The 17599-nt window shown below is 69.2% G+C and carries 16 protein-coding genes; 8 read left to right on the plus strand and 8 right to left on the minus strand.

Annotated elements, in window-relative coordinates:
- Positions 1–38: 38 nt before the first annotated feature.
- The 4 genes from ACIPYT_RS15110 (at position 39) to ACIPYT_RS15125 (ending at position 3824) form a co-directional block, all read left to right on the plus strand.
- Positions 39–470, plus strand: coding sequence for a PTS sugar transporter subunit IIA (locus ACIPYT_RS15110; protein WP_363370073.1), 432 nt, complete (start codon positions 39–41; stop codon positions 468–470).
- Positions 470–1642, plus strand: a complete 1173-nt coding sequence (locus ACIPYT_RS15115) for a mannitol-1-phosphate 5-dehydrogenase (RefSeq protein WP_401075995.1) — start codon at positions 470–472, stop codon at positions 1640–1642. Before ACIPYT_RS15110 ends, ACIPYT_RS15115 begins: the two co-directional genes overlap by 1 nt.
- Positions 1643–1742: 100 nt before the next feature.
- Positions 1743–3065 carry a flavin-containing monooxygenase gene (locus ACIPYT_RS15120; protein ID WP_401075998.1) on the plus strand — a complete coding sequence of 441 codons (1323 nt, stop codon included), beginning with the start codon at positions 1743–1745 and terminating at the stop codon, positions 3063–3065.
- 9 nt (positions 3066–3074) lie between these two features.
- Complete coding sequence (locus ACIPYT_RS15125) at positions 3075–3824, plus strand: alpha/beta hydrolase (RefSeq protein WP_401076001.1); 750 nt, start codon at positions 3075–3077, stop codon at positions 3822–3824.
- Between the two features lie 26 nt (positions 3825–3850).
- Here the strand turns inward: ACIPYT_RS15125 and ACIPYT_RS15130 are convergent, their stop codons facing one another.
- The 8 genes from ACIPYT_RS15130 to ACIPYT_RS15165 all read right to left on the minus strand — a co-directional run bounded on the left by ACIPYT_RS15130 (position 3851) and on the right by ACIPYT_RS15165 (position 13364).
- Positions 3851–4966 carry an adenosine deaminase gene (locus ACIPYT_RS15130; protein WP_401076004.1) on the minus strand — a complete coding sequence of 372 codons (1116 nt, stop codon included), beginning with the start codon at positions 4964–4966 and terminating at the stop codon, positions 3851–3853.
- Positions 4967–5033: 67 nt separating this feature from the next.
- Positions 5034–6326, minus strand: coding sequence for a thymidine phosphorylase (locus ACIPYT_RS15135; protein WP_401076007.1), 1293 nt, complete (start codon positions 6324–6326; stop codon positions 5034–5036).
- Positions 6323–6721 (minus strand): cytidine deaminase, encoded by a 399-nt coding sequence (locus ACIPYT_RS15140; protein ID WP_401076009.1) that lies wholly within the window; start codon positions 6719–6721, stop codon positions 6323–6325. The genes ACIPYT_RS15135 and ACIPYT_RS15140 overlap by 4 nt, the downstream gene beginning before the upstream one ends.
- A gap of 22 nt (positions 6722–6743) precedes the next feature.
- Positions 6744–8027, minus strand: a complete 1284-nt coding sequence (locus ACIPYT_RS15145) for an ABC transporter permease (RefSeq protein ID WP_401076351.1) — start codon at positions 8025–8027, stop codon at positions 6744–6746.
- The gene (locus tag ACIPYT_RS15150) at positions 8027–9337 is read right to left on the minus strand and encodes an ABC transporter permease (protein WP_401076012.1); all 1311 of its coding nucleotides are present in this window, start codon (positions 9335–9337) and stop codon (positions 8027–8029) included. Before ACIPYT_RS15150 ends, ACIPYT_RS15145 begins: the two co-directional genes overlap by 1 nt.
- Positions 9334–10848: an ABC transporter ATP-binding protein gene (locus ACIPYT_RS15155; RefSeq protein ID WP_401076015.1), complete on the minus strand. Its 1515-nt coding sequence runs from the start codon at positions 10846–10848 to the stop codon at positions 9334–9336. Before ACIPYT_RS15155 ends, ACIPYT_RS15150 begins: the two co-directional genes overlap by 4 nt.
- Before the next feature lie 139 nt (positions 10849–10987).
- Positions 10988–12100, minus strand: a complete 1113-nt coding sequence (locus ACIPYT_RS15160) for a BMP family protein (RefSeq protein WP_401076018.1) — start codon at positions 12098–12100, stop codon at positions 10988–10990.
- A 148-nt stretch (positions 12101–12248) separates the two neighbouring features.
- Positions 12249–13364 carry a mannose-1-phosphate guanylyltransferase gene (locus ACIPYT_RS15165; protein WP_401076021.1) on the minus strand — a complete coding sequence of 372 codons (1116 nt, stop codon included), beginning with the start codon at positions 13362–13364 and terminating at the stop codon, positions 12249–12251.
- Between the two features lie 66 nt (positions 13365–13430).
- On the opposite strand from ACIPYT_RS15165, the gene ACIPYT_RS15170 reads away from it, so the two are divergent.
- From ACIPYT_RS15170 to sdhA, 4 genes are all read left to right on the plus strand, one after another.
- Entirely contained in the window at positions 13431–14705 is a 1275-nt protein-coding gene (locus ACIPYT_RS15170; RefSeq protein ID WP_401076024.1) for an FG-GAP-like repeat-containing protein, read from the plus strand.
- A 164-nt stretch (positions 14706–14869) separates the two neighbouring features.
- Positions 14870–15310 (plus strand): succinate dehydrogenase, cytochrome b556 subunit, encoded by a 441-nt coding sequence (gene sdhC / locus ACIPYT_RS15175; RefSeq protein ID WP_401076027.1) that lies wholly within the window; start codon positions 14870–14872, stop codon positions 15308–15310.
- Positions 15310–15753, plus strand: a complete 444-nt coding sequence (locus ACIPYT_RS15180; protein WP_401076030.1) for a succinate dehydrogenase hydrophobic membrane anchor subunit — start codon at positions 15310–15312, stop codon at positions 15751–15753. The genes sdhC and ACIPYT_RS15180 overlap by 1 nt, the downstream gene beginning before the upstream one ends.
- Positions 15754–15772: 19 nt before the next feature.
- A complete protein-coding gene (sdhA, locus tag ACIPYT_RS15185) occupies positions 15773–17599 on the plus strand; it encodes a succinate dehydrogenase flavoprotein subunit (RefSeq protein WP_401076033.1) in 1827 nt (608 codons plus the stop codon).

Raw genomic sequence — 17599 nt, forward strand, 5'->3', positions numbered from 1 at the left:
CCCCGCCCCCACATCCGCAGAACCCGAAAGGAATCACCATGGGCGTCCTCACCCTCGGCCAGGTCCGCATCCACTCCGGCTCCAGCACGCAGGAGGCCGCTCTGCAGGAGGCCACCGACATCCTCGTGTCGGCCGGCGCCGTCACCCCCGCTTACGTCGACGCGATGCGTCAGCGCGAGGAGACGGTGTCGACCTACATGGGCAACGGCCTGGCGATCCCGCACGGCACGAACGAGACCAAGGACGCGATCCTCGGCTCCGCGCTCTCGGTCGTCCGCTACGACGGCGGCGTGGATTGGGCGGGCGAGCAGGCGACGTTCGTGATCGGCATCGCCGGACGCGGCGACGAGCACCTGGAGATCCTGTCGCAGATCGCGATCCTCTTCTCCGACGAGGACGACGTCGCGAAGCTCAACGCCGCGCAGACGCCCGACGAGCTGTTCGCACTGCTCGCGGACGTGAACTCCTGATGAGCTCTCCCGCACCCCGGAAGGCCGTGCATTTCGGCGCGGGCAACATCGGACGTGGATTCGTGGGACTGCTGCTGCACGAAGGCGGCTACGAGGTCGTGTTCTCCGACGTCGCGGACGCGCTGGTCGACGCGATCAACGCGGTCGACTCGTACACCGTGCACGAAGCCGGCCCCGGTGGCTCCGATCACGTCGTGACGGGTTTCCGCGCCGTGAACAGCAAGAACGACCCCGAAGGGGTCGCTGCGGAGGTCGCTACGGCGGACGTCGTCACGACTGCGGTCGGTCCGACCGTGCTGCGTTTCGTCGCACCGACGATCGTCGCGGGGCTCGCCCGCCGCTCCCCCGACGCGGCACCCCTGCAGGTCATGGCCTGCGAGAACGCGATCGGCGCGACCGACACCCTCCGCGCCGAGATCGAGAAGGCCGCGGGAGAGGATGCCGCAGAGCTGCTGTCCCGCGCGGTATTCGCGAACACCGCGGTCGACCGGATCGTGCCGGGCCAGCCGGCCGACGGCGGCGTCGATGTCACGGTCGAGCCGTACTTCGAGTGGGCGATCGAGTCGGGAGCGTTCGGCGGCGATCTGCCGAGCATCCCGGGTGCGCACTTCGTCGACGACCTGGGCCCGTACATCGAACGCAAGCTCTTCACGGTCAACACCGGTCACGCGGCGACCGCGTACTTCGGGGCGCGCGCCGGCATCGAGCGCATCTCCGACGCGCTCGCCGATCCCGACATCGCCGCCCGCGTGTCGGCTGCGCTCGAGGAGACCTCGGCGGTCCTCGTCGCCGAGCACGGACTCGACCCCGCCGAGCTCGCCGCCTACCGCGCCACGATCCTGGAGCGGTTCCGCAACCCCGCCCTGGTCGACACCGTGCAGCGGGTGGGGCGTCAGCCGCTGCGCAAGATCTCGCGGCACGAGCGCTTCATCGGCCCCGCGGCGATGGCCGCCGAGCGAGGACTGCCGACGATCGCGCTGATCGGCGCCGTCACGGCCGCGCTCGAGTTCGAGGATCCGGAGGACGAGCAGTCCGTCGAGCTGCAGCAGCTGCTGCGTGCGGAGGACGCGCACGCGTTCACGGTGCGCACGACAGGGCTCGATCCCGAGCATCCGCTGTTCCCGGCCGTGCGCGATGCGGTCGCGTCCCGGCAGACCGCATCGCGGGCCTGACCGCGCCCACTGCTGCCACGACGCCCCTGCCGATACGATCGGCAGGGGCGTCGACGTGTGCACGAGGCGGCGCGAGGCACGAGGACGTGCGAGGAGCAGGATGAGCAGATACGCCGTGATCGGCGCAGGACCTTCCGGTCTCGCGGCCGCACGCGCCCTGACCCGCCGCGGGATCGATGTCGACGGCTACGAGGCCTCGCACGGCGTGGGCGGGCTGTGGGACATCGACAACCCGCGCAGCACGATGTACGAGTCCGCTCACCTGATCTCGTCCCGCACGACCACCGAGTTCACGGAGTTCCCGATGGACTCGACCGTCGACTACCCGGATCACCGGGTGCTGCTGCGCTACTTCCGCGCCTACGCCGAGCGCTTCGGTCTCACCGACCTGTTCCGGTTCGGCACGCGGGTGACCCGTCTCACGCCCCGAGACGGCGGCTGGGACGTGACCGGTACCGGGCCCGACGGTGAGCAGACCCGGTGGTACGCGGGCGTCGTGCTCGCGAACGGAACACTCGCCGAACCGCACGTCCCGACCTTCCCCGGCCGCTTCGACGGCGAGATCCTGCACACCAGCGCCTACAAGTCCCCGTCGCAGCTGGCGGGCAAGCGAGTGCTGCTGATCGGCGCGGGCAACTCGGGATGCGACATCGCGGTGGATGCCGTACACCATGCGACCTCCGTCGACATGAGCGTGCGGCGCGGCTACTACTTCGTGCCGCGGTACCTGTTCGGGCGTCCCAGCGACACCCTCAACCAGGGCCGTCCGCTGCCCGCGCGCCTCAAGCAGGCGATCGACAGCCGCGTGCTGCGCGCCTTCACGGGCGATCCGGAGCGGTTCGGATTCCCGAAGCCCGACTACCGCATCTACGAGTCGCACCCGATCGTGAACACGATGGTGTTGAACCACCTGGGCCAGGGCGACCTGCGCATCCGCGCCGACGTCGAACGATTCGACGGGAACCGCGTGCGCTTCCGCGACGGGTCCGGCGGCGACTACGACCTCGTGCTGCTCGCGACCGGCTACACGCTGGACTACCCGTTCGTCGAGCGTGAGCACCTGCACTGGCGAGGAGCCGCCCCGCGGCTGTTCCTCAACATGTTCCCCGCGTCGTTCAACGGACTGTACGTGGTCGGCATGATCGAAGCATCCGGGATCGGCTGGCAGGGACGCTACGAACAGGCCGACCTCCTCGCGTCCTATCTCGACGCGGTGGAGAACGATCCGCAGCGGGCGTCGCGATTCCGCGACCGGGTCGTCGGCGCACCCTGGCCCGACGTCACGGGCGGATACCGGTACCTCGCGCTCGATCGCATGGCGCACTACGTCAACAACCACGCCTATCGGGCGGCGGTGCGACAGGAGCAGGACGCCCTCGCCCGACCGCTGCAGGCGGCACCGCGCCGCGGCCTGAGGACGTAGCCTGGGGAGATGCAGCAGAAGAGGCGTCGCCGGGCCTGGAAGGTCGTGCTCTGGGGGCTTCTCGCCGTCGTCGTGCTGGGCGTGGGCGGCATCCTCGTCTGGAGCCAGGTCGGGGTGATGGCCGCCGAGCCCGAACCGCTCGCCGCGGTGCGGGCCGACCCTGCGATCCGCATCGACGACGCACCGCAGGGCATCGTGATGACGCCGACCGACGGGGACTCCGATCGCGGTCTGGTGTTCGTACCCGGCGCGAAGGTCGATCCGTGGGCGTACGCGTCGATCCTGCAGGGCCTCGCCGACGACGGCGTCACGGTCGTGATCACGCATCCGTGGCTGAACCTCGCGTTCTTCGACCTGCGAGGGCTCGATGCCTTCACGTCCGCGGCGCCCGACATCGACGACTGGGCCGTGGGCGGGCATTCGCTCGGCGGTGTGCGGGCATGCCAGCTCGCCGCGGATGCCGAGGGGCTCGTGCTGTTCGGTTCGTACTGCGCCGACGACCTGTCGGCGAGCGACCTGGCCGTGCTCAGCATCTCGGGGAGCGAAGACGGCCTCTCCACGCCCGCGAAGGTGGATGCCGCCCGACACCTCCTCCCGGACGACGCGGAGGTCGTCGAGATCGACGGAGCCGCCCACGCGTCGTTCGGCGACTACGGCGCGCAGGCGGGCGACGGCACGGCCACGATCTCCCGCGACGACATGCACGTCGCGGTCACGGATCTGCTCGTCGGCTTCTTCGCCGGCTTTCCTGAGCGCTGACCAGCCGCGACGATCGCCAGGTCAGATCAGGCGTCGAATCCCTCGGCGATCATCTCGACGAGCTCCTCGCGCTCCTCGACGGGCAGGAAGGCACCCGCAGCGGCATTGAACTGGAAGGACTCGAGATCGTCGAGGTCGTACTCGAACGTCTCGACGAGCAGTGCGAGCTCGCGCGTGAGGGACGTGCCGCTCATGGTCCGGTTGTCGACGTTCACGGTCACCGCGAACCCGAGCTGATAGAGCAGATCGAACGGATGGTCGGCCAGCGTCCTGCCCCAGGCCGCGACGGCCCCGGTCTGCAGGTTCGACGACGGCGACAGCTCGAGCGGGATCTCCCGGTCGCGCACCCAGCGCGCGAGATCGCCGAACTGCACCTGCACCTCGTCGCCCTCCTGGGTGACGACCTGCAGGTCCTCCGCGATCCGCACGCCGTGTCCGAGGCGCAGCGCACGGCCGTCGAGCAGTGCGGAGCGGATCGACGCGAGTCCGGCCGCCTCGCCGGCGTGCACCGTGACCGGGAAGAAGCTCTCGGCGAGGTAGTCGAACGCCGCGCGGTGGTCCGACGGCGGGAAGCCGTCCTCGGGCCCGGCGATGTCGAAGCCGACCGCGCCCCGACCTCGGTACGACACCGCGAGCTCTGCGATCTCGCGCGAGCGGTCGGTGTGCCGCATCGCCGTGAGGAGCTGTCCGACCCGGATGCTGTGCCCGGCGCGGTCAGCGGCGTCCTCGCCCTCCTCGATGCCCTGCTGCACGGCATCCACGGTCTGCTCGAGCGAGAGCCCGCGGGCGAGATGCTGTTCGGGTGCCCAGCGGACCTCCCCGTAGATCACGCCGTCCTTCGCGAGATCCTGGACGAACTCGCGAGCGATGCGGGTGAGCCCCTCGCGGGTCTGCATCACCGCCGTCGTCAGCTCGAAGGTTTTGAGGTACTCGACGAGCGACCCCGAGTCGCTCGTCTTCGTGAACCATCTCCCCAGCGCGCGAGGGTCGCTCGCCGGCACGTCGAGTCCGATCGCGTCGGCGAGTTCGATGATCGTGGCGGGGCGCACGGCGCCGTCGAGGTGGTCGTGCAGCGACACCTTCGGCAGGGCGCGCAGCGACATTCCCTGGATGGTGACGTCGCCGTTCGCGTCGATCGACATGGGGGTTCCTCTCGGTCGCGGATCCGCAGCTCTCAGGCTACCGCTCCGGGTGCGATCCGCGATGTGCTCAGGCCGTGATGCGCTCGCGCACGATCGGCCCCGTCTCCGGTGCCCGATCGCCGATCTCCCACGACCCCTCGAGGGCCTCCAAGGCGCGGGGGAACCGCGCCTCGTCGGCGGCCGAGAGCGTGAACAGCGGCTGGCCGGCGGTGACGCGATCGCCCGGCTTGGCGTGCAGGTCGATGCCGGCCTCGAACACCACGGGATCCTCGGCGCGTGCGCGTCCGGCGCCCAGACGCCAGGCCGCGACACCGAAGGGCAGCGCGTCCATGCGGGTGACGACGCCGTCGGCCGGGGCCGTGACCACGTGCGTCTCACGGGCGGTCGGGAGCACGGCATCCGGATCGCCGTCCTGCGCGCGGATCATCGCCTTCCAGCTGTCCATCGCGCGCCCGTCGTCGAGGGCGGCCTCGACGTCGGCATCGGGCTGGCCGGCGAGTGCGAGCATCTCGCGAGCCAGGGCCACCGTCAGCTCGCGCACGTCGGCGGGCCCGCCTCCGGCGAGCACCTCGACCGACTCGCGGACCTCGTTCGCGTTGCCGATCGCGAAGCCCAGGGGAACGTTCATGTCGGTGAGCAGCGCGGTGGTCGCGACGCCCGAGTCGGTGCCGAGCGCGACCATCGTCCGGGCCAGCTCGCGGGCGCGCTCGATGTCCTGCATGAAGGCGCCGGAGCCGAACTTCACGTCGAGCACCAGGGCGTCGGTGCCCTCCGCGATCTTCTTCGACATGATGCTCGACGCGATCAGCGGGATCGCCTCGACCGTTCCGGTCACGTCGCGCAACGCGTAGAGCTTCTTGTCGGCGGGCGCGAGCCCGGAGCCGGCGGCGCAGATGACCGCGCCGACATCGCTCTGCATCTGCGCGAACATCTCCTCGTTGCTGAGGGCCGCACGCCAGCCGGGGATCGACTCGAGCTTGTCGAGCGTGCCACCGGTGTGCCCGAGCCCCCGGCCCGACAGCTGCGGCACGGCCACGCCGAACACGGCCACGAGCGGAGCGAGCGGGAGGGTGATCTTGTCGCCGACGCCGCCGGTCGAGTGCTTGTCGACGGTCTTCTTGCCCAGGCTCGCGAAACTCATGCGCTCGCCCGTCGAGATCATCGCATCCGTGAGCACGCGGATCTCGTCGCGCTCCATGCCGCGCTGGAACACGGCCATCGCGAACGACGCCATCTGCGCGTCCGACACGTAGCCGCGGGTGTACGCGTCCACCATCCAGCGCAGGGCCGGCTCGGCGACCGCTCCCCCGTCGCGCTTGGCGCGGATCACGTCCACCGCGTCGAAAGGCTCTACGGTCATCGGGCGTCCTCCAGGTCGCGCGGCCCGAACGCGTCGGGCAGCACCTCGTCGATCGTGCGGATGCCGGAGACGGTCTCCAACAGCATCCCGGGCATCGCGTGCTCGAACAGCAGCTGACGGCAGCGTCCGCACGGCATGATGGTCTGTCCGTCGTTGTTGACGCACACGAAGGCGACGAGCTGCCCGCCGCCCGACATGTGCAGGTCGCCGACCAGCGCGCACTCGGCGCACAGCGTCACGCCGTACGAGGCGTTCTCGACGTTGCAGCCGGCCACGATGCGGCCGTCGCCGACCAGCGCCGCCGCTCCCACGCGGTAGCGCGAGTAGGGGGCGTACGCCTTGGTCATGGCATCCATCGCGACCTGGCGCAGTTCGTCCCAGTCGATGTCGGTCATGTGCTGTCGACTCCTCGGGGTGTCAGGACTTGATGTACGGCTTGCCGCTCGCTGCAGGTCCGCGGATCTGTCCCGCGAAGCCGGCGACCGCGAGCAGCGTCACCACGTACGGCAGCATGAGCATGAACTCGCCGGGGATCGGCGTCTTCAGGATCGACAGCAGGTTCTGCAGGTTCGTCGCGAACCCGAACAGGAGCGCCGCGAGCGTCGCGCGGATCGGATCCCAGCGCCCGAAGATCACGGCGGCGAGGGCGATGAAGCCGAGACCCGCCGTCATGTCCTTGCCGAACTGAGGCACGGAGACGAGCGTGAAGTACGCACCGCCGATCCCGGCGATCGCACCCGCGAGCAGGACGTTCCAGAACCGAGTCGAGTTCACCTTGATGCCGACCGTGTCGGCGGCCTGCGGGTGCTCGCCGACCGCGCGCAGACGCAGACCCCACTTCGTGCGGTACAGCCCCCACGCGACCACGGCGACCGTGATGAACATGAGGTACACGATGAACGTCTGGTTGAAGAGCACGGGCCCGATGATCGGGATGTCGCTGAGCACCGGGATCTCGATGCGGGTGAAGCGCACGGGCGTGTTCAGCTCGGCTTCGTTCGGGGCCAGGAGCGCCCCGTAGAGGAAGCCGGTGAGACCGCTCACGAGCACGTTCAGCACGACGCCGACGATGACCTGCTCGACGAGGTACTTGATCGCGAAGGCGGCGAGGACGCTCGCGACGAGCACGCCGCCGATCATGGCGCCGAGCAGACCGATGAACGGGCTGCCCGTGATGCTCGACAGCAGTGCCGCCGAGAATGCACCGAGCAGCAGTTGCCCCTCGATCGCGACGTTCACGACACCGGCGCGCTCGCCGATCACACCGCCGAGGGCGCCGAACACGAGCGGGACGGACAGCGACACGGCGCCGAACAGCAGGCTGGTCACGGGGACGAGGCCGCCCGCTCCCGCCCACACCAGGAAGCCGAAGACCGCGATGCCGCCGAAGCCGGCCGCGATCCACAGCGACGCCCTGCGGTAGCTCCAGGCCCGCAGGAACGCCGCGATCGTGAGCACGACGAGGATGCCGACGACGACCCAGATGGTGGGTCCGGTGGGCAGCTCCACGTCGGGCAGCGCGAGCGCCGACGACTGGTCGCTGAGACGGAACGAGCTCGTTCCGCTGCGCGGCACCAGCAGGAACAGCAGCGCCAGGAGCACGGTGGCTGCGGCGAAGACGATCGGCGCCTTGAGGTGGCGCTCGCGCACCGTGGCGAGCTGCACCGTGCCGTCAGCGGCTTCGGTCTGGACGAGCGACATCATGCGGCCACCGCCTTCTTCGCGGCCTTGGCTCTCGCCTTGGCCGCCTTCTCGAGGTCGGACTTCGGCAGGCAGAACACGGCGCGCAGTAGCGGCGGCGCGGCGATGAAGAGCACGACGAGCGACTGCACGACGAGCACGATGTCGACCGGGATGTCCTGCGCCTGCATCGAGAACGAACCGGCCTTGAGCGCTCCGAAGAGGATGCCGGCGGCGAACGTGCCCCACGCACGGCTGCGACCGAGGAGCGCCACCGTGATCGCGTCGAATCCGATGCCGGCGTCGATGGTCTCGGTGATGCCGGTGGTGACGGCGCCCTGCAGCTGGTTCATGCCGGCGAGACCGGCGAGACCGCCCGCGAACAGCATGGCGTACACGTACACGCGCTGCACGCTGATGCCCGCGGCGCGCGCGGCGTGCGGGTTCTCGCCGACGGCGCGCATGCGCAGGCCGAGCGACGACCGCTCGATCAGCCACCACACGAGCAGCGTCGCGAGGATCACGATCACGAACCCGAGGTCGAGCAGCGGGAACTTCGGTCCGAACAGCTCGGGGAACTGCGCCGTCTCCGGAGTGGGAGAGCCGAGCGCCTGGTTCGTACCGGGCTTCTGCAGCAGTCCGGGCGTGCGGATCATCCACAGCAGCAGGTAGTACGCCACGTAGTTGAGCATGATCGTGAGGATCACCTCGTGCGCGCCGGTCCTGGCCTTGATGAGTCCGGCGATCGCACCCCACAGCGCACCTCCGGCGATGCCGGCGATCAGCGTCACGGGGATGTGCAGCCAGATCGGCAGGTCGAGCCCGAACGTGAGCAGGCCGGCGATGCCGACGCCGAACAGCATCTGTCCGCGTGCGCCGATGTTGAACAGGCCGACGCGGAACGCCAGCGCGACGCCGAGACCCGCGGCGATGAGCGGTGCGGCGAAGCCGAGCGTGTTGGTGAGCGGGCGGATCTGGGCGGCGAAGTCGGCGCCGCGCGCGTTGAAGATCGCGCCCCGGAAGAGGGCCTCGTAGCCGTTGTAGACCGCCTGCCACGCCGCCGCGATCGTGTCGCCGGGGCGGGCGAAGAAGTAGCCGGACGCCTCCTGCACGCGTTCGTTCGTGAAGGCGATGAGGATGCCGCCGACGACGAGTGCGAGGAAGATCGCGAGGATCGTCGAGACGGCGCTGCCGCGCAGGATCTCCTTGAGGATGACGTTGCCGCGCGGCGGCGGAGGGACGTCGCCCATCAGCGGTCCGATCGCACGCGGGAGCTGCTCGGCGGGCAGACCCTTCGTGACATCCTCGGCTCCGGGTGTGGTCCCGCTCATGCGGCTGCCTCTCCTTCGGCGGCGCCCGCCATCATCAGTCCCAGCGTCTCACGCGGGGTGTCGCCCGGCACGATGCCGACGATGGTTCCTCGGTACATGACCGCGATGCGGTCTGCGAGAGCTGCGACCTCGTCGAGCTCGGTGGAGACGACCACGACGGGGATGCCCGCGTCGCGCGTCTCGATGATGCGCTTGTGGATGAACTCGATCGACCCGACGTCGACGCCACGCGTGGGCTGCGCCGCGACGAGGAGTCGGAGCTCGCGGCTCATCTCCCGGGCGATCACGACCTTCTGCTGATTGCCGCCCGACAGCGTGCCCGCGGGGGTGTGCGGTCCCTGCGTGCGGATGTCGTACTCGGTGATCCGCTCCTTCGCGAACTCCTCGAGCGCCGCTCGGCGGATCGTGCCGGCTCGACTGAACGCCTCGTCGTCGGAGCGGTCGAGGATGAGGTTCTCGGCGACCGAGAAGCCGCCGACGAGTCCGTCCTCGTTGCGGTCCTCGGGCACGAACCCGACGCCGGCGTCGAGGATCGCGCGCACGCTCCGACCCACGAGCTGCGTGCCGTCGAGCGTGATCGATCCCTCGACGCGGGCCGCGAGGCCGACGATGGCCTCGACGAGCTCGGTCTGGCCGTTGCCCTGCACTCCCGCGATCGCGAGCACCTCGCCGGGACGCACGGTCAGGTCGACGTCGTCGACGACGATCGCTCCGGAGGGCGTGAGCACGCGCAGCCCCTCGATCTCGAGGCCGCCGTCGCCCAGGCGCGGCGCATCCTTCTGCACCGTCAGCTCGACCGCGCGACCGACCATGAGCGAGGCCAGTTCGGCGTTGCTCGCGGTCGGCGACGCCTCGCCGACGATGCGGCCGAGGCGCACGATGGTGATGGTGTCCGCGACCTCGCGGACCTCTCGCAGTTTGTGGGTGATGAAGACGATCGCGGTGCCCTCCGCACGGAGCTGCCGCATGATGCCCATGAGCTCGTCCGTCTCCTGCGGCGTCAGCACGGCCGTCGGCTCGTCGAACACGAGCACCTTCGCGTCGCGCGACAGAGCCTTGATGATCTCGACGCGCTGCTGGACGCCGACCGGGAGGTCGCCGACGATGGCGTCCGGGTCGATGTCGAAGCCGAAGCGCGCGGCGACGTCGCGCACGTGCTGTCGGGCCTTCGCGATGTCCAGGCGTCCGACGCCCTTGGTCTGCTCGTGGCCGAGCATGACGTTCTCGGCGACCGTGAAGACGGGGACCAGCATGAAGTGCTGGTGCACCATGCCGATGCCGGCGTTCATGGCGTCGCCGGGACCGCGGAAGCGCTGCACGACGTCGTCGAGGAGGATCTCCCCCTCGTCGGCCTGATAGAGGCCGTAGAGGACGTTCATGAGCGTGGACTTGCCTGCGCCGTTCTCACCGAGCAGAGCGTGGATCTGCCCCGGCTCGACCACCAGATCGATGTGGTCGTTGGCCACGAGGCTACCGAATCGCTTGGTGATGCCGCGAAGTTCGAGCTTCATATCTGCACCTTATCCAGAAGTGTCCGTAGAGTCTCGGGCGCGTCGGTGCGAGTTCCGCGCGCCCGGGGACGGTGGTCCGTCCACGGCGCGGGGCGAGTGGCCGCTTGCTCCACTCGCCCCGCCCTGGACCTGCTGCGACTTACGGGGAGTTCGGGGACTCCACCGTGATGTCACCGGCGATGATCTGCTCCTGCAGGGCAGCGATCTCGTCGAGCAGCCCGTCGGGCAGCTGCGACTCGAACGAGCCGAAGCCCGAGAGCTTGACGCCCTCGTTCTCGAGCGTGCCCACGTAGGGTGCCGGGTCGAAGTCGCCCTCGGAGGCCGCGATGGTCGCGTCCTCGACGGCCACGTCGATCGCCTTCATGATCGAGAAGAGAGTGACGTCGGCGACGCTCTCGTCGGCGACGGCGAGGTCGCTGTCGACACCGACCATGAGGGTGTCCTTGCCGCTGTCCTTGATGGCGGCCGCAGCGCTCTGGTAGATCGGACCGCCGACCGGGAGGATGACGTCGACGCCCTGGTCGAGCACGCCCTGCGCGGTCTGCTTGGCCGTGTCGTTCGCGTCGAAGCCGCCCGTGAAGGAGCCCTCCTGCGTCGCGACGTCCCAGCCGAAGACCTGCACGGCTGCCGACTTGTCCTCGTTGTACTTCTCGACGCCGAGCTCGAAGCCGTCCATGAACACGGCGACCGACGGGATCTGCATGCCGCCGAAGGTGCCGACCTTGTTCACACCGCTCGCGGCGGACCATGCGGCCGAGGCGTACCCACCGAGGTACGCCGCCTGTGCCGTGTCGAACACGAGAGGCTTGATGTTCGGCGCGTCGGTCGTGCCGTCGAAGTCGTTGTCGGCGTAGTCGTCGATGATCGCGTAGTCGATCTCCGGGTTCGCGAGAGCGGACTCGACGGTCGCGGCCGAGAGCTTGAAGCCGACCGAGACGATGAGCGAGCAGCCCTCGGAGACCGCGGTCTCGAGGTTCGGCGCGTAGTCGTTGTCGTTCGCCGACTCGAACTCGAGCGGCTTCACGCCGAGGGTGTCCGCTGCGCGGTCCATGCCCTCCTTGGCGGACTGGTTGAACGACTTGTCGTTCCAGCCGCCGGCGTCGGAGACGAGGCAGGGCAGGAAGTCGGATGCGGCGTCGCCGCCTCCGTTGCCGCCGGACTCGGCCGGAGCCTGGCCGCAGCCGGCGAGAGCGAAGACGACGCCGGCGGCGATGGTGGCGCCGAGCAGCTTCTTGGTGGTGGAGATGGTCAACTCATGCCTCCCTCAACGAACCCGCGGCCCTCGCGGATCGATCAAAGTTACCTACTGTTTCAGCATTTGCGCACGCCCGACCGGGCGGCTTCGGTGAATGGTTACGAACCTGAAATCTGAGCGACACATGAGCACGTCCGGGTGCTCATCAGAGCACGTCGCCGCGCCCCGTGAGCTTGAGCGACTCGACCACGCCCTTGACGCGCTGTGCATTCTCCACGGTGGTGACGAGCAGGGCGTCGGGCGTGTCGACGACGACGATGTCCTGCACGCCCACCAGGCTGATCACGCGGGACGTCTGACTGACGAGGATGCCGCTCGCGGCATCCGTCAGCACCCGGGCCTTCGGCCCGAGCACCGCGAGGTCGCCCTTGCGGCCGTTCGTGATGAGCTTCGTGAGCGAGGCGAAGTCGCCGACGTCGTCCCAGTCGAAGTGCCCGGGCACCACGGCGAGGCGACCGCGCTTCGCAGCGGGCTCCGCGACCGCGTAGTCGATCGCGATCTTCTTCAGGCCCGGCCAGATGCGGTCGACCGCCGGCCCTCTCCGTTCGCGGTCGTCCCAGGCCTCGGCGAGTTCGACGAGACCGGCGTGCAGCTCGGGCTCGTTGGCGGCGAGCTCGTCGAGCAGGACGCTCGCCTTCGCGATGAACATGCCGGCGTTCCAGAGGTGGTCGCGACCGGCGAAGTACGCCTTGGCGGTCTCGAGGTCGGGCTTCTCTACGAAGCTCTCGACGAGCGCCGCCTCGCGTGCACGGTCGACCACGAGTTCCGGGCCCCGCTTGATGTATCCGAAGCCGACGGCGGGTTCGGTCGGCGAGATGCCGATCGTGCAGATGTACCCCTCGCGCGCGACCTCGACAGCGTCACGCACGGCGAACTCGAACACCCTCGTGCCGCGGATCACGTGGTCGGCGCTGAACGACCCGATGATGACGTCGGGGTCGCGGCGGTGCAGGATCGCGGCCGCGAGGCCGATCGCCGCGGCGGACTCGCGGGGCTCGGACTCCAGGAAGACGTTGAGATCGGGGATGCCGGGCAGCTCCGCCTCCACCGCGGCGCGATGCGCCCGCCCCGTCACGACGGCGATCCGATCGGCGCCGGCGAGCGGCTCGAGGCGGTCCCACGTGTCGCGCAGAAGGGAATGCCCCGACCCCGTGAGGTCGTGCAGGAACTTGGGAGCGTCGGCGCGCGACAGCGGCCACAGCCTGCTGCCGATCCCCCCTGCGGGGATGACAGCGTAGAAGTCAGGGATCGGCTGGCTCATGCAGCCAGCGTAACCGTGGTGTGAAGAATTCTGCGGGCGGCCTTCCGCGCCCACTATGGTGCTGCCATGATCCCCACCCCCGGTCGGCGTCTTCCCCAGCGCCGGCGAATCCCCGCGACCCTCGTCCTCCTCCTCGCCCTCTCCCTCACCGTCGCCGCCGCCGTCGTCCCCACGACGGCGACCGCCGCGAGCGGTCCCGCGGGCGACGTCTTCTCCCTCACGAACTCTCAGCGCACCCAGGCCGGACTGCGTCCCCTCGTCTCCGACCCGGCTCTCGACGCGGCCGCGGCGGAGTGGGCCAGGTACCTGGCGAACTCGTGCACGTTCGAGCACAGCACCGCCTCGTGGCGCAGCGCGCGCATCGCCTCATCCGGATGGAGCGCGAGCGGCGAGAACATCGCAGCGGGACAACCCGACGCGAGCGCGGTCGTCACGGCCTGGATGAACTCGTCCGGACACCGCGCCAACATCCTCGACAGCCGGTACACCGGTCTCGGCGTCGGCTACGCGACCGGCACCTGCTACCGCACCTACTGGGTCCAGGTCTTCGGAATCGGCTCGCCCGTGCGGCAGCTGCCCGGCGGGGCCGGCGACCTGACCGGCGACCGTAAGGGCGACGTCGTCGCGCTGAGCACCGGAGGCTCTCTCGCGATCTACCCCGGAACCGGAACCGGCACGTTCCGCGCTGCGATCACCGTCGACCCGTACTGGGGCGACACGCCGTTCACGACGCTCGGCGACTTCACGGGCGACGGCAATGCCGACCTCGCGCGGGTCGACGACGCCGGCGGTCTCATCCTCCACTCCGGCGACTCGCGGGGCGGACTCCTCCCCCCGGTGCAGATCGGCAGCGGCTGGGGCGGATTCGCCCAACTGATCGGCGGACTCGACTTCACGGGCGACAGACTCCCCGACGTGATCGCCCGCACCACGACGGGCGATCTCTACGTGTACGCCGGCAACGGACGCGGCGGCTGGCTGTCGGGTCGCGGCGTCAAGATCGGCAACGGGTGGAGCTCGCTCAACTCCATCTCTCACGCCGGCGACTTCAACGGCGACTCCCGTGGCGACCTCATCGCGCGCAGCTCGGCCGACGGCAGCCTCTGGCTGTACCCCTCGACCGGATCGGGCGGATGGGGGACGCCGGTGCGGATCGGCAGCGGATGGGGGTCGCTGACGTCGATCCACGGCGCCGGAGACATCGACGGCGACGGCGCTCCCGACGTGATCGCGCGGTCGTCGACGGGCGACCTGCTGCTGTATCCGGGCAACGGCCGCGGCGGGTTCCTCTCGAGTCGTGTGATCGGTAGCGGCTGGAACGTCATGAGCCAGATCGGCTGACTCTTCTGCGGGATGCCTTCAGGCACTTAGGGTCCCCTTCGTCGCCCACAGGCATCCCGCAGGAATAGGATGGACGTCGATCGGGCATGCCTGGCCCCGGCAGGGTCACCCCTGGACGAGAGCAGCGCACGCGACCGAGTGACATCGATCCAGGGAGGACGACCGTGTCCACAAGCGCTCGCTTGACACCGTCGATTTCGGAAACCACGTCCAAGACCCCCCGCGGCACCCTCTACCGGGGCCGCGAAGGCATGTGGTCGTGGGTGCTTCACCGCATCACCGGAGTCGCCATCTTCTTCTTCCTGTTGGTGCACGTGCTCGACACGGCGCTCATCAGGGTGTCCCCCGAGGCGTACAACGCCGTGATCGGCACATACAAGAACCCGGTGATGGCGCTCGGCGAGGTCGTGCTCGTCGCCGGAATCGTGTTCCACGCCATGAACGGGCTGCGGATCATCGCGGTCGACTTCTGGTCGAAGGGCGCCAAGTACCAGCGCCAGCTCTTCTGGGGTGTGCTGCTCGTCTGGGGCATCATCATGGCCGGCTTCGTGCCGCGTCACCTCATGCTCGCGTTCGCCGGCTTCGGCACCGGAGGAGGACACTGATGACCGCTCAGACTCTCGCCGCTCCCGCCCGTCGCCGCCGTGGGGTCAACCTCGAGAAGTGGGGGTGGCTCTTCATGCGGGTCTCCGGGGTCTTCCTCGTGATCCTCATCTTCGGCCACCTCTTCATCAACCTCATGGTCGGCGAGGGCATCCACGCCCTCGACTTCGCCTTCATCGCCGGCAAGTTCGCCACGCCGTTCTGGCAGTGGTGGGACGTCATCATGCTGTGGCTCGCACTGATCCACGGCGCGAACGGCATGCGCACGATCGTCAACGACTACGTCACGAACACCACCGCGCGCAAGGCGCTCGTCTGGGCTCTCGGCCTCGCCGCGGCTCTGCTCATCCTCCTCGGCACGCTCGTCGTCTTCACGTTCGACCCGTGCCTCGGAGTGACCGAGTCGAGCACGCTGTGGGAACAGTGCCAGACGCTGGGCAAGTAGAAGAGAAGGCATACGAGAAGTGACCACCGAGACCCAGGACTCCTTCGTGCGCGACGGCGTGCACTACCACCAGTTCGACATCGTCATCGTGGGCGCCGGCGGCGCCGGAATGCGCGCGGCGATCGAGGCCGGCCCCGGCGCCAAGACCGCCGTGATCTCCAAGCTCTACCCGACCCGCTCCCACACCGGGGCGGCGCAGGGCGGCATGGCCGCAGCCCTCGCGAACGTCGAGGAGGACAGCTGGGAGTGGCACACCTTCGACACCGTCAAGGGCGGCGACTACCTCGTCGACCAGGATGCCGCGGAGATCCTCGCGAAGGAGGCCATCGACGCGGTCATCGACCTCGAGAACATGGGCCTCCCCTTCAACCGCACGCCCGAGGGCAAGATCGACCAGCGCCGCTTCGGCGGCCACACGGCGGAGCACGGCAAGACCCCGGTGCGTCGCGCCTGCTATGCGGCCGACCGCACGGGGCACATGATCCTGCAGACGCTGTTCCAGAACTGCGTCAAGCTGGGCATCAACTTCTTCAACGAGTTCTACGTGCTCGACCTGATCACGGTGAAGGATGCCGCGGGCAAGACCCAGATCGCGGGCGTGGTCGCCTACGACCTGTCGACGGGTGAGCTGCACGTCTTCCAGTCGAAGGCCGTGATCTTCGCGACCGGCGGCTTCGGCAAGATCTTCAAGACCACATCGAACGCGCACACCCTCACGGGCGACGGCGTGGGCATCGTGTGGCGCAAGGGACTCCCGCTCGAGGACCTCGAGTTCTTCCAGTTCCACCCGACCGGTCTCGCCGGTCTCGGCATCCTCCTCACCGAGGGCGCTCGAGGCGAGGGCGCGATCCTTCGCAACGCCTCTGGCGAGCGGTTCATGGAGCGCTACGCACCCACCATCAAAGACCTCGCCCCGCGTGACATCGTCGCGCGATGCATGGTGCAGGAGGTCGCGGAAGGCCGCGGCGCCGGCCCCCACAAGGACTACGTGCTGCTCGACTGCACGCACCTGGGCGCCGAGGTCCTCGAGACCAAGCTCCCCGACATCACCGAGTTCGCCCGCACGTACCTCGGCGTCGACCCCGTGGTCGAGCCGGTCCCGGTGATGCCCACGGCGCACTACGCGATGGGCGGCATCCCGACCAACAACGCCGGCGAGGTCCTCGCCGACAACGACACGGTCGTCCCCGGACTCTACGCCGCCGGCGAGTGCGCGTGCGTCTCGGTGCACGGCGCCAACCGCCTGGGCACCAACTCGCTGCTCGACATCAACGTCTTCGGCAAGCGCTCCGGCCGCAACGCGGTCGAGTACGTGAAGACCGCCGAGTTCGTCCCGCTGCCGGAGAACCCGGCCGCGTTCGTGTCCGACATGCTCGAGGGCCTGCGCAACAACCAGGGCACCGAGCGCATCGCCGTGCTGCGCAAGACGCTGCAGGACGAGATGGACAAGGGCGCGCAGGTGTTCCGCACGCACGAATCGCTTCAGCACGTGCTGGGCGTCATCGCGGAGCTCCGCGAGCGCTACAAGAACGTGCACGTCGACGACAAGGGCCACCGGTTCAACACCGACCTCCTCGAGGCCGTCGAGTTGGGCTTCCTCCTCGACATCGCCGAGGTCGTCGTGTACGCGGCGCAGAACCGCGAGGAGAGCCGCGGCGGCCACATGCGCGACGACTTCCCGAAGCGCGACGACGAGAAGTACATGCAGCACACCATGGCGTACCTCACGGGCGACCCGCACTCCTCCGACCCGAGCGACCACATCAAGCTCGGCTGGAAGCCCGTCGTCTTCACCAAGAACGAGCAGGGCGAGTTGAACTACCCGCCGATGGAGAGGAAGTACTGA

This window comes from Microbacterium sp. NPDC089695 (assembly GCF_044749085.1).
GTDB lineage: Bacteria > Actinomycetota > Actinomycetes > Actinomycetales > Microbacteriaceae > Microbacterium.